The sequence below is a fragment of the Hydrogenophaga sp. NH-16 genome (assembly GCF_004006415.1).
Taxonomy (GTDB): Bacteria; Pseudomonadota; Gammaproteobacteria; order Burkholderiales; family Burkholderiaceae_C; genus Hydrogenophaga; species Hydrogenophaga pseudoflava.
Genome location: NZ_CP029344.1, coordinates 1,496,852 through 1,511,223, shown reverse-complemented (window position 1 = coordinate 1,511,223; position 14,372 = coordinate 1,496,852). Strand labels below are relative to the sequence as shown.

Annotated in this window: 9 protein-coding genes and 1 pseudogene; 5 read left to right on the top strand and 5 right to left on the bottom strand. The window is 67.5% G+C overall.

Translation table 11 applies throughout. The annotated features are described in order from the left end of the window. Nucleotides 1–31: 31 nt before the first annotated feature. From DD542_RS07290 to DD542_RS07280, 3 genes are all read right to left on the bottom strand, one after another. The gene (locus DD542_RS07290; RefSeq protein WP_127804756.1) at nt 32–4,069 is read right to left on the bottom strand and encodes a PAS domain S-box protein; all 4,038 of its coding nucleotides are present in this window, start codon (nt 4,067–4,069) and stop codon (nt 32–34) included. A 72-nt stretch (nt 4,070–4,141) separates the two neighbouring features. Continuing rightward, nucleotides 4,142–7,435 (bottom strand): fused isobutyryl-CoA mutase/GTPase IcmF, encoded by a 3,294-nt coding sequence (gene icmF, locus DD542_RS07285; protein ID WP_127804754.1) that lies wholly within the window; start codon nt 7,433–7,435, stop codon nt 4,142–4,144. A 39-nt stretch (nt 7,436–7,474) separates the two neighbouring features. After that, entirely contained in the window at nt 7,475–8,347 is an 873-nt protein-coding gene (locus DD542_RS07280) for a PPK2 family polyphosphate kinase (protein ID WP_241559715.1), read from the bottom strand. A 134-nt stretch (nt 8,348–8,481) separates the two neighbouring features. Here DD542_RS07280 and DD542_RS07275 point away from each other — a divergent pair, with 134 nt between their 5' ends. The 4 genes and pseudogenes from DD542_RS07275 to cqsA all read left to right on the top strand — a co-directional run bounded on the left by DD542_RS07275 (nt 8,482) and on the right by cqsA (nt 11,271). Continuing rightward, a complete protein-coding gene (locus DD542_RS07275; RefSeq protein ID WP_066153800.1) occupies nt 8,482–8,727 on the top strand; it encodes a metal-sensing transcriptional repressor in 246 nt (81 codons plus the stop codon). Between the two features lie 23 nt (nt 8,728–8,750). Next, nucleotides 8,751–9,431: pseudogene (locus tag DD542_RS23900) on the top strand (MBL fold metallo-hydrolase); the annotation flags it as partial. 24 nt (nt 9,432–9,455) lie between these two features. Continuing rightward, entirely contained in the window at nt 9,456–9,866 is a 411-nt protein-coding gene (locus tag DD542_RS23895; RefSeq protein ID WP_241559776.1) for a rhodanese-like domain-containing protein, read from the top strand. Nucleotides 9,867–10,026: 160 nt separating this feature from the next. After that, nucleotides 10,027–11,271 carry an alpha-hydroxyketone-type quorum-sensing autoinducer synthase gene (gene cqsA, locus DD542_RS07265; protein ID WP_127804750.1) on the top strand — a complete coding sequence of 415 codons (1,245 nt, stop codon included), beginning with the start codon at nt 10,027–10,029 and terminating at the stop codon, nt 11,269–11,271. Here cqsA and DD542_RS07260 read toward each other — a convergent pair. Both DD542_RS07260 and DD542_RS07255 read right to left on the bottom strand, forming a co-directional pair. Next, the gene (locus tag DD542_RS07260; protein ID WP_066153791.1) at nt 11,259–12,245 is read right to left on the bottom strand and encodes a response regulator; all 987 of its coding nucleotides are present in this window, start codon (nt 12,243–12,245) and stop codon (nt 11,259–11,261) included. The genes cqsA and DD542_RS07260 overlap by 13 nt on opposite strands. A 3-nt stretch (nt 12,246–12,248) precedes the next feature. Beyond that, nucleotides 12,249–13,487, bottom strand: a complete 1,239-nt coding sequence (locus DD542_RS07255) for a HAMP domain-containing sensor histidine kinase (RefSeq protein WP_241559714.1) — start codon at nt 13,485–13,487, stop codon at nt 12,249–12,251. Between the two features lie 183 nt (nt 13,488–13,670). Here DD542_RS07255 and DD542_RS07250 point away from each other — a divergent pair, with 183 nt between their 5' ends. Next, nucleotides 13,671–14,342, top strand: a complete 672-nt coding sequence (locus DD542_RS07250) for a helix-turn-helix transcriptional regulator (RefSeq protein WP_127804748.1) — start codon at nt 13,671–13,673, stop codon at nt 14,340–14,342. The last annotated feature ends 30 nt before the right edge of the window (nt 14,343–14,372 follow it).

The window sequence follows — 14,372 nt, the reverse complement described above, 5'->3', positions numbered from 1 at the left end:
CGGCGGGACGTTCAAGCAGGCTTTCCCGCATTCAGGCCAGGGGCAGTTCGATTTCGAAGCGCGCACCCTGGCCGGGGGCGCTCTCGGCGCGGATCGTCCCGCCCATGCGCTCCACGGCCTTGAGCACCAGGGCCAGGCCGATGCCGGTGCCCGGGATCTGGTCCTGCCGGTGCAGGCGCTGGAACATGCCGAAGATGCGGTCGTGGTGCTTCATGTCGAAGCCGATACCCTGGTCGGTCACGCTCAGCAACACCCGGTCGCCGCGGATTTGCGCCTCGATGCGGATGTGCGGCGCCTGGCCCGCGGGCGTGAATTTGAGTGCGTTGTCGATCAGGTTGCGCAGCACGATGGCCAAGCCCTTGGGGTCGGCCTGCACCTGGAGGTCGTCGGGCACCGACGTCTCCAGCACGCCCTGGCGGGTTTCGAGCTCGTCGCGGAACGGCGTCACCACGTCCCGCACGCACGCGGCCAGACCCACCGGCCCGATCTGCTCCGTCATCTGCTGCAGCCGGGAGTAGGCCAGCAGGTCGCTGACCAGGCGCGACATGTGCAGCGTCGCGCGCTGGATGCGGCGCAGGTAGTCGCGGCCCTGCTCGTCCAGCTGCTGCGCGTGCTCTTCCAGCAGCAGGGCGCTGAACCCTTCGATGCCGCGCAGCGGCGTGCGCAGGTCGTGCGAGGCCGAGTAGGTGAAGGATTCCAGCTCGCGGTTGACGACCTGCAGCCGCTGCACGCTGTCGTGCAACTGTTGGGTGCGCTCCTGCACCTTCTGTTCGAGCTGCTCGGCCAGCTCGCGCAGCCGGGCCTGGGCGCGGCTGCGTTCCTGCAGGTTGACCAGCATCTGTGCGAACAGCTTGAGCAGCGTGATCTTTTCCTCGTCGTACTCGTGCGTGCTGCGGACCGAGTCCAGGCCCACGTAGCCGAGGCAGCCGTCCTGCCCTGTCAGGGGCAAGGTCATGAGACTTCGGATGCCCTGGGCCATGATGAGGTCCTTGAGCGGGCTTTCGGGCAGGGCCTGCACATCGGGCACATAGACCATCTCGCCCCGCTGGTGGGCCGCCTCCCAGTCCTGGGCCCGGCCCATCGGCAGGTTCTGCAGAAAGGCCTGCCCGGAGGCAATGCCCTCGGCGCACCACTCGTGCGTGTTGGAACTGGTGCGGGTCTGGAAGTCGTAGGCGAACAGGTAGGCGCGGTCGGCGGCCACGAAGCTTCCAAGATCGCCCAGCGCTTCCAGGATGGCCTGGTCCATCTGCTGCAGGGGCAGGTTGATGAAGCGGTTGGCCAGGCGGAACAGCAGCAGCACAAAGTCGTTCAGGTGCTCCCGCTCGCGCTGGACCTGCTGCTGCTCGGTCGTGTCGCGCACCAGGAACATGCACTGGTCGCCGCCCGGCAGCCAGGCCAGGCGGGTGTTGAAGTAGTGGGCGCCATCGGACAGTTCCATGCTGTAGTCCAGCTCCTGCAGTCCGTCGGTGCGCGCCCTGGCCATGGCCGAATGCATGGTGGCTGCGAGCGGCGCGGGCATGACCTCGCGGATGGTGCGCCCCAGGAACTCCTCGGGCCGGCGATAGAGCTGGTCGGCGCCTGCCTGGTAGAACACGAAGCGCTCCTGGGCGTCCACCACAAACAGCAAGTCCCGGAGCACGTCGAAGACCTGCTTGAGGGTGGCGTCGCGCTCGCGTGCGGTGGCCTCGGCCTCCCGCAGATCGGTCACGTCCAGGCAGGAGCCGACGTAGCCGATGAAGCGCTGGTCGGCGTCGTAGCGGGGCCTGGCCTGTTCGTGCACCCAGCGGTACACGCCGTCGTGGCGGCGCAGGCGGTATTCCATGCTGTACGGGCGGTGCGCATCAAAGCTCTCGTCGAAGATCTTCTCGCAGCGGTCCCGGTCCTGCGGATGCAGATCCTCCAGCCAGAAGGTCTCGCATTCGGTGGCCAGGTCGCGGCCGGTGAAGTCGAGCCAGGCCTGGTTGAGCCAGTCCGGGTGCTTCTGGTCGTCCACGGTCCAGGCCAGACCGGCCGAGGCATTGGCCACCGTGTCCAGGTGTTTGAGGGTCTGTCGCTGTGCTTCTTCCAGTGCCTTGCGGTCGGTGATCTCGAAGATCGTTCCCGCCATGTAGGTCACCCGGCCCATGGCGTTGCGCAGGCCGCTGCCCCGGGTGTCGAGCCAGCGCACCCGGCCCTGGGCGTCGATGGCGCGGAATTCGATGCGGAACTCGGCCTCGCCCCGGAGGAAACGGTGCAGGGCCTCGCGCACGCGTCGGCGGTCTTCGGGATGGATCAGCCCCACGATGACCTTCTCCATCTGCTCTTGCGCAGGAGGCGGATACCCCAGGTTCAGGAAGAACTCGTCGCTGGGCAGGATGAGGTCGCGCAGGAAGTCGCGTTCCCAGACCTGTCCGTGTGAGGCGGCCAGCCGGAATCGCTGTTCATTGCGCTTGAGTGCCCGCTGATCCCGCTCCAGCTGGGTGACGTCGCGGAACATCAGCAACAGGCAGTCACCACCGTCCCGCTGCACCCGTTCGGCGCTGTAGCGCACATGGATCAACTGACCGTCGGCCCGGTGGCTGCTGCCCTCGACATCACGCACCTTCTCGCCATGCTCCAGGGCGTCGATCAGGCTCTGGTGCCGGATGGCGGAGTTCCAGAGCCCCAGACCGGCCGAGGGCTGGCCAATCAGCTGTTCGCGTGATCGCCCGAACAGTTCGCAGAAGGTGTCGTTGACCAGCAGCAGCCGGCCGCTGTGCCACTCGCTGAGCGACATGGCTTCGGGGGCGGCCTGGAAGGCGGTCTCGAAGAGCTGTTGCGCGGAGTGCCGCAAGGCTTCCGCTTCACGTCGCTCGGTGATGTCGCGCGTGATGACCAGGACGGTGGGGGCTTCGCCGGCCGGCGCAGGCTCCCGGCGGGCCTGGGACTCCCAGTGCCTCATGCCGCCGGGTCCCGGGTGGCTGAAGTAGACGGTTTCGGCCTCCCCGCTGGCCAACACCCTTTGCAGGCAGGCGGTCCACAGCGCCTCGTTGTCGGGGGAGCCGCCCAGGGCGCTGATGGGGCGGCCGATCAGTGCACCGGGGTTCAGCCCGGTCGCCACTTCTATGGTGGGGTTGGCAAACAGCACGCGGCAGGCGCTGTCGTAGCGCACGACCACATCGGGCATGTGGTCGGTCAGGGTCTGCAGATGGTGCTCGCTGCGGGCCAGTGCGCGCATCGAGCGGTGCAGGCGCCACGCGCCGTGGGCCATGGCTGCGGCCACCAGCAGGGTGAGGCCCCAGGCCAGCGGGAGGATGGTCCGCCAGCCGGTCAGCACGCTGTCGACCGACAGGGCGTACACCACGACCACGCGGTCGGCCTCACCGCCGAGGCGCTGGTAGCCGACGATGCGCTCCACGCCGTCGAGCTTGGCCGCAGCCCGGAACACCCCGCCGGGCTGGTGGTCGAGCGCGGCGGCCACGTGGCCACGGAAGCTGCGACCCTGCTCCTCGGCCACCATGGGATGCCGCACCAGCAGCGTGGTGGCCCCGTCGGGCTCGAGCCGGAACAGGCTCATGCTGCCGCCCTTGGGCAGGCCTTCGGATTCGAAGCGGCCCAGAAGAGCGTCTCGTGGCAACCACAGCTCGTAGGCTTCGGGGGCACCGGCCCCCGGCTGGCGCCAGAGGAAGGGCAGCACCCAGCGTCCGCCTTCCTGGCGGGCCAATTCCGGCACCCACACCTGATCGGGAATGTCGGGGGAGGCCCGGTCGCCAGGGGGCCGGCGGTGCAGTTCGAACGGCAGGCTCAGAGAGTCCGCCAGCGGGCGGTGGTCGTCCAGCAGATAGGGCGGCTGCAGCCCGGACGAGGGGCGGCTGGCCTCTATGGCGGCACGACCCATCCGGAGGGACTGGTCGAGTTCTGCGGCCAGGCGCCGGACCTCCCGCTGCGCCCGCGCCTGGGCGAGATCCAGGGCCGCGTCCCGCTGGGCCAGCAGCAGGACGGTGACCAGCGCGACCAGCAGGCCAATGGACACGAGCACCAGCGCCACCAGCCCCCAGGGTCGGGAATCGCTGCGGAACGGGGGGGTGGTCGGCTCGCTGGGTGAGGCCATGAAAGGGTGGGTTGCTGTGCGTGGACCCAGATGGGTCACAGGGAGTCTAGCAACCCGGACCCGGGCGGGCGATCACATGTTCCGGCGGTACTGTCCACCCACCTCGAACAGCGCGCTGGTGATCTGGCCCAGGCTGCAGCAGCGCACCGCGTCCATCAGCACCTCGAACACGTTGCGGTTCTCGATCACCGCCTGCTTCAGCCGCGCCAGCTGGACCGGGGCCTCGTGGGCGTGGCGCGCGTGAAAGTCGGCCAGGCGCTGCAGCTGGCTCTGCTTTTCTTCCTCGGTCGAACGCGCCAGCTCGATGGACTCGGGCACCGGATCGCCCTTGGGGTTGCGGAAGGTGTTGACGCCGATGATGGGGTACTCGCCGGTGTGCTTGAGCATCTCGTAGTGCATGCTCTCTTCCTGGATCTTGCTGCGCTGGTAGCCGGTCTCCATCGCGCCCAGCACGCCGCCGCGTTCGGCGATCTTCTCGAACTCGGCCAGCACGGCTTCTTCCACCAGCTCGGTCAGCTCGTCGATGATGAAGCTGCCCTGGTTCGGGTTCTCGTTCTTGGCCAGTCCCCACTCGCGGTTGATGATGAGCTGGATCGCCATCGCGCGGCGCACCGAGTCTTCGGTCGGCGTGGTGATCGCTTCGTCGAAGGCGTTGGTGTGCAGCGAGTTGCAGTTGTCGTAGATCGCGATCAGCGCCTGCAGCGTGGTGCGGATGTCGTTGAACTGGATTTCCTGCGCGTGCAGGCTGCGGCCGGAGGTCTGGATGTGGTACTTGAGCTTCTGGCTGCGTTCGTTGGCGCCGTATTTCTCCTTCATCGCCACGGCCCAGATGCGGCGGGCGACGCGGCCCAGCACCGTGTACTCCGGGTCCATGCCGTTGCTGAAGAAGAACGACAGGTTGGGCGCGAAGTCGTCGATGTGCATGCCGCGCGCCAGGTACGCCTCCACGAAGGTGAAGCCGTTGGACAGCGTGAAGGCCAGCTGGCTGATCGGGTTGGCCCCCGCTTCGGCGATGTGGTATCCCGAGATCGACACCGAGTAGAAGTTGCGCACGTCGTGGTGCACGAAGTACTCGGCGATGTCGCCCATCACCTTCAATGAAAACTCGGTCGAGAAGATGCAGGTGTTCTGGCCCTGGTCTTCCTTGAGGATGTCGGCCTGCACCGTGCCGCGCACATTGGCCAGCACCCATTCGCGGATCTTGGCGGCCTCGGTGTCGGTCGGCTCGCGGCCGTTCTCGGCCTTGAACTTCTCCAGGTTCTGGTCGATGGCGGTGTTCATGAACATCGCCAGGATCGACGGCGCCGGCCCGTTGATCGTCATGGACACGCTGGTGGTCGGGTTGCACAGGTCGAAGCCCGAATACAGCACCTTCATGTCGTCCAGCGTCGCCACGTTCACGCCGCTGTTGCCCACCTTGCCGTAGATGTCGGGGCGCAGGTCGGGGTCGTTGCCATAGAGCGTGACCGAGTCGAAGGCGGTGGACAGGCGCTTGGCCGGCATGCCCTCGCTCACCAGCTTGAAGCGGCGGTTGGTGCGGAAGGGGTCGCCTTCGCCGGCGAACATGCGGGTCGGGTCCTCGCCCTCGCGCTTGAAGGCGAAGGTGCCCGAGGTGTAGGGGAAGCTGCCGGGCACGTTGTCCAGCATCAGCCACTTGAGGATCTCGCCGTGGTCCTCGTACTGAGGCAAGGCGACCTTGCGGATGGTGGTTCCGCTGAGCGATTTCGTGGTCAGCGCGGTGCGGATTTCCTTGTCGCGGATCTTCACCACGTACTCGTCGCCCGCGTAGGCCTTCTGCATGTCGGGCCACTGGGCCAGCAGCTTGCGGGCCGCCGGGTCCTGCTGCAGCTCGCGGGTCTGCGCGAGGTCGATGGCAGCCTCGGAGGCCTTGGGCCGGTTGGGTTTGTCCACCGCGAGCATCGCAGCGGCGGCGCGCAGCTGCTGGATCTCGCGCGCCAGCGTCGCCTGCTCGCGCGCCTTCTTCTTGTAGCCGCGCACGGTGTCCGAAATCTCGGCCAGGTAGCGCGTGCGCGCCGGCGGCACGATGGGCGTCTGGTTGGTGCTGTGGCGCACGTTCACCAGCGGCAGTTGGCCGTCGGACAGCTTCAGTCCCTTCTCGATCAGCCGGGCCTTGAGCGCCTGGTAGAGCGCGGTCACGCCGTCGTCGTTGAAGCGTGCGGCCATGGTGCCGAACACCGGCATCTGCTCCGGCGGCACGGTGAAGGCCTCGCGGTTGCGCTGCACCTGTTTGGCCACATCGCGCAGCGCGTCGGTCGCGCCCTTGCGGTCGAACTTGTTGATCGCCACGAACTCGGCGAAGTCCAGCATGTCGATCTTTTCCAGCTGGCTGGCGGCACCGAACTCGGGCGTCATCACGTACATCGGAATGTCCACGTGCGGCACGATGGCCGCATCGCCCTGGCCGATGCCCGAGGTCTCGACGATGATCAGGTCGAAGCCCGCCACCTTGCAGGCCGCCACCACGTCGGGCAGGGCGGCGCTGATCTCGCTGCTGGTGTCGCGTGTGGCCAGGCTGCGCATGTAGACGCGCGGGCCCTTCTGCCAGGGCGTGATGGCGTTCATGCGGATGCGGTCACCCAGCAGGGCGCCGCCGCTCTTGCGACGGCTGGGGTCGATGGAAATGACGGCCACGCGCAGCGCATCGTCCTGGTCCAGGCGGATGCGGCGGATCAGTTCGTCGGTGAGGCTGGACTTGCCGGCGCCGCCGGTGCCGGTGATGCCGAGCACGGGCACGGTTTTGCCGGCCGCTGCGGCGCGCACCGCCTCGACCATAGACGCATCGGCCTTGCCGTTCTCCAGGGCGGTGATCAGCTGCGCCAGCGCGCGCCAGTTCATCTCGCCATGGCCCTGGATGGCGTCGATGGCCTTGGGGGCATACGAACTGATGTCGCGGTCGCAGCGCATCACCATCTCGCCGATCATGCCCTGCAGGCCCATGCGCTGGCCGTCTTCGGGGCTGTAGATCCGGCCCACGCCGTAGGCGTGCAGCTCGCGGATCTCGGCCGGCACGATCACGCCGCCACCGCCACCGAACACCTGGATGTGCTCACCGCCGCGCTGCTTGAGCAGGTCCACCATGTACTTGAAGTACTCGACGTGGCCGCCCTGGTAGGAGCTGATGGCAATGCCCTGCACATCTTCCTGCAGCGCGGCCGTGACCACGTCGTCCACCGAGCGGTTGTGGCCCAGGTGGATCACCTCGGCGCCCATGCCCTGCAGGATGCGCCGCATGATGTTGATGGCGGCGTCGTGGCCATCGAACAGGCTCGCGGCGGTGACAAAGCGCACCTTGTTCGTGGGGCGGTAGCTGGCCAGGGCCTTGAAGTCGGCGGACAGGTCGGTCATGGTGGGGTCTCTCTCGGGTGGTCTTGTCGGGATGAGCGGTCATTCGACCCGCAGCCCCTTGAGGGCCGGGTCTTCGGGAGGAAAGCGCAGGTCCAGCGCCTGCAGCGTGTCGCGCACGATGGTCGCGATCATCAGGTTGCGGTGCGTCTTGCTGTTGGCGGGCACCACGGTCCAGGGCGCCCAAGCGGTCGAGGTGGCTTCGAGCAGGTCCTCGTAGGCCTGCTGGTACTGCGCCCACTGTTTGCGCACGTCCAGATCACCCAGGCTGAATTTCCAGTGTTTGGTGACGTCGTCCACCCGCTCCTGCAGGCGCTCGCGCTGCTCGTCGAAGCCGATGTGCAGCATGAACTTCAGCACCACGGTGCCGGTCTCGGCCAGCAGGCGCTCGAAGTCGTTGATGTGCTGGTAGCGCTGCTTCGTCTGCGCCGGGGTGATCCAGCCATTGACCACCGGCACCAGCACGTCTTCGTAGTGGCTGCGGTTGAACACGGTGATGTGGCCCGCGGCCGGCACCTGCTGGTGGATGCGCCAGAGGTAGTCGTGCGCGCGCTCGGGCTCGGTGGGCGCTTTCCAGCCCACGGTGTGCACGCCCAGCGGACTGGTCTGGCCGAACACGCCGCGGATGGTGCCGTCCTTGCCCGAGGTGTCGGTGCCCTGCAGGATCACCAGCAGCTTGTGCCGGCCATCGGCGTAGAACAGGTTCTGCAGCTCGTCGATCTCGCGTGCCAGGGCCTGCACCCGGGCCTGGTCCTCGGCCTTGCTGCCTTTGGAGAAGGGTTTGTCCCCCGGCGCCAGGTCTTTCAGCCGGACCTGGCGCCGGGCGGGCCCGATCTGCCACCGGGCCCAGGCGCTGCCCGCCGGTGCGCGCAGCGACGGAAAAACCGCCTGGTCCATGCCGTTCTGGGTGCTCATGAGGGTATTTTCGGTTTGATTGACGTTTACGTAAACGTAAATTCGAATGTTAACGCAGGCCGCCCGGATTCACCATGGGGGAAGCCCGCCCAAGCCTAGAATCTAGCGGCTGCCGCCCTGAGAGAAAGAGACCGATGCCCACCGTCCACGACCCCGAACGCAAACGTGCCCTGGTGCTGCGCCTCAAGCGCGTCGAAGGGCAGTTGCGCGGCATCCAGAAGCTGCTGGAATCCGACGCCGACTGCGAGACGGTGGCCCAGCAGCTGTCCGCCGCCCGCAAGGCCCTGGACAAGAGCTTTTTTGCCATGGTCGGCTGCGTGATCGCCCAGGGCGACGTGCCGCCCGACGACGTGGCCGACATGCTGGCCCGTTTTTCCTGACCCACCGCCCTTCAGGTCCTGCCATGAAACCCATCCAGCTGTTCGATCCCGCGTCCAGCACCTACACCTACCTGCTGTTCGACCAGACCACGCGCGAGGCGGTGATCATCGACCCGGTGGACGAGCAGATCGAGCGCGACCTGGCGGTGCTGCGCGAGTATGGGTTGCGCCTGGTCTGGACTCTGGAGACCCATGCCCATGCCGACCACATCACCAGCGCCGGCAAGCTGGCCGAGCTGGCGGGCGCCAGGACTGCGGCGCCGGCGGGCTGCGGCATCGGCACCGCGGGCCGGCAGCTGCAGGATGGGGACGAGCTTGAATTCGGCGGTGAGCGCCTGCGCGCCCTGCACACGCCGGGCCACACGGCCGGCAGCATGAGCTACCTCTGGCGCGATCACGTCTTCACCGGCGACGCGCTGCTGATCGGCGGCTGTGGCCGCACCGATTTCCAGTCGGGCAGCGCGGTCGACCTCTACCGCAGCCTCACACAAGTGCTGTTTGCGCTGCCCGATGACACCACCGTCTGGCCCGGGCACGACTACCAGGGTCGCACCTCGTCCACCATCGGCCACGAGAAGACCGGCAACCCGCGCGTGGCCGGCAAGACCGAGGCCGAATTCGTGGCCATCATGGACAGCCTGAACCTGCCCAGGCCGCGCCGCATCGACGAGGCGGTGCCCGCCAACCTCACGTCCGGGCTGCGGCACGACGCCGACGGGGTGCAGCTGATGCAGCCGCGCGCCGGGCAGGGCGGCTACGCGGGCGATGTGTCGCCCCAGCTGGCCTGGCAGTGGGTGCAGCAGGGCGAGGCGGTGCTGGTGGATGTGCGCACCGACGCCGAGCGCGAATGGGTGGGCTTTGTGCCCGGCGCGCTGCCGGTGGCCTGGAAGCAGTGGCCGGGCATGGCCATGAACGCCGGGTTCGACGAGGCGGTGCGCGCCGCCGCCGACGGCGGGCGCAAGCTGGTGCTCTTGTGCCGCAGTGGTGTGCGCTCGGTCGCGGCCGCGCGGCGCGCCACGGAATTGGGCCTGGAGGCCTACAACATCCTCGAAGGCTTCGAGGGCGATCCCGATGGCCATGGCCAGCGCGGCCGCAAGGGCGGCTGGCGGCACCACGGGCTGCCCTGGCGCCAGAACTGAGAGCAGAAAGACCGCTGCCATCCGCGGGCGTGCCGCTTATCGGATAAACAGCGTCAGACTTGAGAAGAAAGCGTAACCACCCCTGCTAATGCTGACAGGGAGGGGGCGATTTTCATCCTACAAGTTTTTTCAATGGGTTCTTCTTTAACAGGAGCAACCCATGGAACTGCTGGACCACACCCTTGAAGCGCAACGTCCTTCTCCCCGCCTGACGGCCGCGCTGGAGGCGCGGATCCAGAAGGATTTCGTGCCCCGCTGGAACGACCTGTGGCAGGGTCGGTTTGCGGTGCAGGGCGCACGCCCCGGCCCCAATTCGGTGCGCCTGGACGGCAACGACTACCTGTCGGTGTCCGGCCATCCGGACATCGTGCGGGCTCAGGTGGAGGCGCTGACCCGCAGCGGCAGTTTCGCCGTGCAGTCCGGGGTGTTCATGCACGACGAACACCCGACCCGCAATCTTGAACTGAAGCTCGCCCGCTGGGTGGGCAAGGAGGACGGGTTCGTGTGCCAGTCCGGCTACGCGGCCAATGTCGGCCTGATCCAGTCGGTGGCCAATCCAGAGACGCCGGTGTACCTGGACGGACAGGCGCATGCTTCGCTGTGGGAAGGCGCCCACGCGGCCCGCGCTCCCTCGCAGGTGTTCCGGCACAACGATCCCCAGCACCTGGACAAGCTCATGAGCCGGCACGGCCCGGGACTGGTGGCGGTGGACTCGGTCTACAGCACCACCGGCGCGGTGTGCCCGCTGCTGGAGATGCTCGACGTGGTGGAGCGGCACGGCTCGATGATCCTGGTCGACGAGTCGCACTCGCTGGGCACCCACGGTCCATCGGGCGCCGGCCTGTGCGGCCAGCTGGGGGTGACGGACCGGGTGCATTTCATCTCCGCGAGCCTGGCCAAGGCCATGGCGGGGCGGGCCGGCTTCTTCACCGCGCCGGACCGCCTGCGCTACCACATCCTCACCTCCAGCTTCCCCAACATCTTCAGCTCCTGCGTGTTGCCGCACGAAGCGGCCGGCCTGGCGGCCACGGTGGACGTGCTGCAGCAGGCCGACGCCGCGCGCGAGAACCTGCGGCTGGTGACCCGGCGCATCCGCAGCGCGCTGACCGGTATGGGGTATCCGATCGACCAGGGCACCGAGCAGATCATCGCGCTCGAAGCGGGGCCGGAGCCCGCCACCATCCAGGTGCGCGACGAGCTGGATGCGCTGGGGGTGCACACCGCGTTCTTTGGTGCACCGGCCACCAGCCGCAACCGGTCCCTGGCACGGATGACCCTGCACTCGGCGCTGACCGAGGCGGAGCTCGAACACGTCGAGTCGGCTGCGCGCCTGGTCGCCGACCGGGTCCGGCCTTGGGAATGGGCGGCCGCCCGCCGCCAGCGCGGTGGTGCTCAGCTGTCCTGAATGGTCCGCACGCCCTGCATGTCCAGGAAGTTGCGGTACGGGTAGATCGGCAGCGGCAGGTCGGTCTCCGCCAGCGGGAACAGGGCGCCGATGAGCTGTCCGTCGTCGCCCACCGCAAAGGCCTTTTCGGTCCGGATCGGCCCGCGCAGGCCCAGCTGCTGGTGCAGCTCGACCGCCGGAAGCAGCAGCCCCTTCTGGATGGCCTGCACGACGTCGAACCCCAGTCCCGCCGACCGGGCCAGATCGGCCACGTCCTTCAGGCCGGAGGCGGGCTCCAGCTGCAGCCATTCGCAGAGGCCTTCCGGCGTCAGGCCCAGCATGCCAAAGGGTTCATCGAGCACGACGTACTCGATCCAGTGCGAGCGGGCGCGGGTCAGCAGCGCCTCCATGATGGATGGCACTTCCAGCAGGGCCTGGTGGTGGGACTGCATGGCCGTGCGCCAGACGGTGTTCAGCCGCGGATGGGCGCGCCGGGCCAGCTTGATAAGGGTGGTCATCAGGCGCCCGGCGATGTCGGCCGTCTGCTTGGGGATGAACTGGTCGATCAGGCCGTTGTTGAAGGCCTTGATCGCGATCTGCTCATCGGCCTGCCCGGTCAGCAGGATGCGCGAGCCCGGCCAGTCCACCAGGGTTTCGAGCACCTTCAGGCCATCGATGCCTGGCATGGCGAAGTCCACCACACAGGTTTGTGCCAGCTGGTAGCGCGCCGGGTTGGAGCCCCAGTAGCGCAGCACCTGCGGAAGCAGATGGTGGCCGTGGCGCCAGCGGTCGATCATCTGCAGGTGGTGCCCCGCGTCGGCCTCCCAGCGCGCCGGCTCGTCGTTCATCCGGGCGATGAAAGCCGCCGGTCGTGAAAACAGTTCGACCTGCAGAAAGCTGGGCACGACCATGCCCAGCATCTCCAGATAGTCGATGTCGTCGTCCAGAAAGATCAGGCTTCCCGAACGGTGGTACAGCGGAAAGTTGAAGGCCATGGCTCAGTGTGTGCTCGTGGGCGGGATGAAGGGGGCACGCTCGTCCCGCAGGGGCAGCACGATCGTGAACGAGGCACCGTGACCGGGTTGGGACTGGAGGAGCAGCCGACCGTCCGACGCCTCCACCACGTTTTTGCAGAACGTCAGCCCCAGTCCGTTGCCGACACTGCTCTGCAGTGAGAAAAAGGGCTCGAAGATGCGGTGTTGTTTCTGCAGCGGAATGCCGGTGCCCTTGTCGGTCACCACGATCCTGCCCAGCCCGTCCTTGACCGTCACCTCCACGCGCAGGTCGCCCGGCTTGGGGGCGTCTCCGGATGCGGCCAGCGCATGCATGGCATTTTTGATCAGGTTGACCAGAACCTGTGAAAACTGGGCACGAGACCCCAGGAAGCCGAAGTCCTCTTCCAGCGCCAGCTGCACGCATTCGCGCTCGCGCGGTGAGCGGAACGGGTACTGGCCGAGCACGTCCTGCACCAGTTCGAACGCGGTGAGATGGGCGGTCGGCCGGGGCAGCCTCAGCAGCTGCGCGTTGGAGATCTGGGTGTCGATCTGCCGGTTCATGCTGCGCACCAGGTTCTGCAGCCGCTGCGCCAGCTCTTCCAGCTTCTTGCGCTTGGGTTCGGGCACGTCGTGCTGGGCCAGGCCACGCAGCACGTCGCCGACCAGGTTCACCGTGGCCAGCGGCGTGCGCAGTTCGTGCGCCATCACGCCCATGGTGCTGAGCGTGTTGATCAGCCGGACCCGGCGCAGGTTGGCGCCCGACATGCCCAGCATCAGGCTCATGCCCAGGGCAAAGCCGATCAGGGTGAGGTTCTCGGGCTCGATGCCGACCCAGGTCTGCTGCGTGCCGGTGAGCAGGAACAGGCCCGCGGCGACTGCGAACCCGGTGATGCAGCCCAGCGAGGCCAGGCGCCAGTCGGTGATGTGGAAATAGATCAGGATCATGCTGCACACACTGGCCAGCCAGACCTTGTTGCCCTCGTTCATCAGGAACATCCATCCGAAGAACAGCGGCAGCTGCAGCCAGAAGATCAGTCCGTACACCCAGACGCTGGTCTTGGACTGCAGGTCCCGGTTCACGCGCGGATGCAGCAGCAGCAGCCCCGTCAGGGCCAGCACCACGCGCACCGAAAACAGCTCGTAGGGCTGCGGCAGGGCCTGGCCCCACAGCCACCCGAAGATGAAGTGGCCGCCGAAGGTGAAGACGCCCAGCCACTGGAGGCGGGCCGTCGAAGGATGCAAAATAGGCTCCAGAGGTGCATGGACAATTTCGTCCACCACCCAGCGCCAGAACCTCAGCCTGGCGTTGTGAACCCTGAGACGGTCCCACTGCAACATGTATTCCTTCCAGCGTCGACCGACGTTGCCAGCCCGTGGTCTTGTGGCGGGCGGGTCCATTGTCCCGGCAACGGGGCGTCGCCCGTCATGACCCTTCCTGTCAACTTTGACAGCGTGGGCGTGGACGCCATTTTGGCCGATTGGGTTCGCGCCTTGCGCGACTCCGGGGTCGAGGCGGTGCTGGTGATGGGGCCCAATCCGATGGGGGGGCGGGACGAGCGCGAGGTGCTGGCCGTGCATCCGCCGCGCCTGCTCGGTGCCGCGGAGGCCCTGGCCGCCAGCACCGACTTTGGCGCCAGCTGGCGCGACAGCGATGCACCCCTGGTGGCCTGGCAGGACATTTCCAAGGCGGCCTATGCCGAGCCGTCCAGCCGCTGGCGCAGGCTCTGGCTGGCCCACGGGCACCAGACCCTGGTGCGGGTGGCCTTCAGCCTGCCGGCGGGGCGCGCGTTCGAGTGCTTCATGTTCAGCACCCGGGCCTTCGCGGACCGCTCCGAGGCCGCGGCCCTGGCCTGGTCGGCCTACAACATCTGGCCGATGCTGCGCCGCGCCATCGCCGAGCAGCGGGTCACGCTCAGCCCCCGCGAGCAGGAGAGCCTGAACTACGCCTTCGAAGGCCTGACCGCGCGCGAAACCGCGCAGCGCATGGACTGCTCGGAGCGCACCGTCAACTACCACCTGGCCAATGCCATGGCCAAACTCAAGACCGACAACAAGCTCTCTGCGGTGCAGCGGGCCTGCTGGATCGGGTTGATCTGACGCCGGTGAGGTCGCGATGAGGATGCTGCA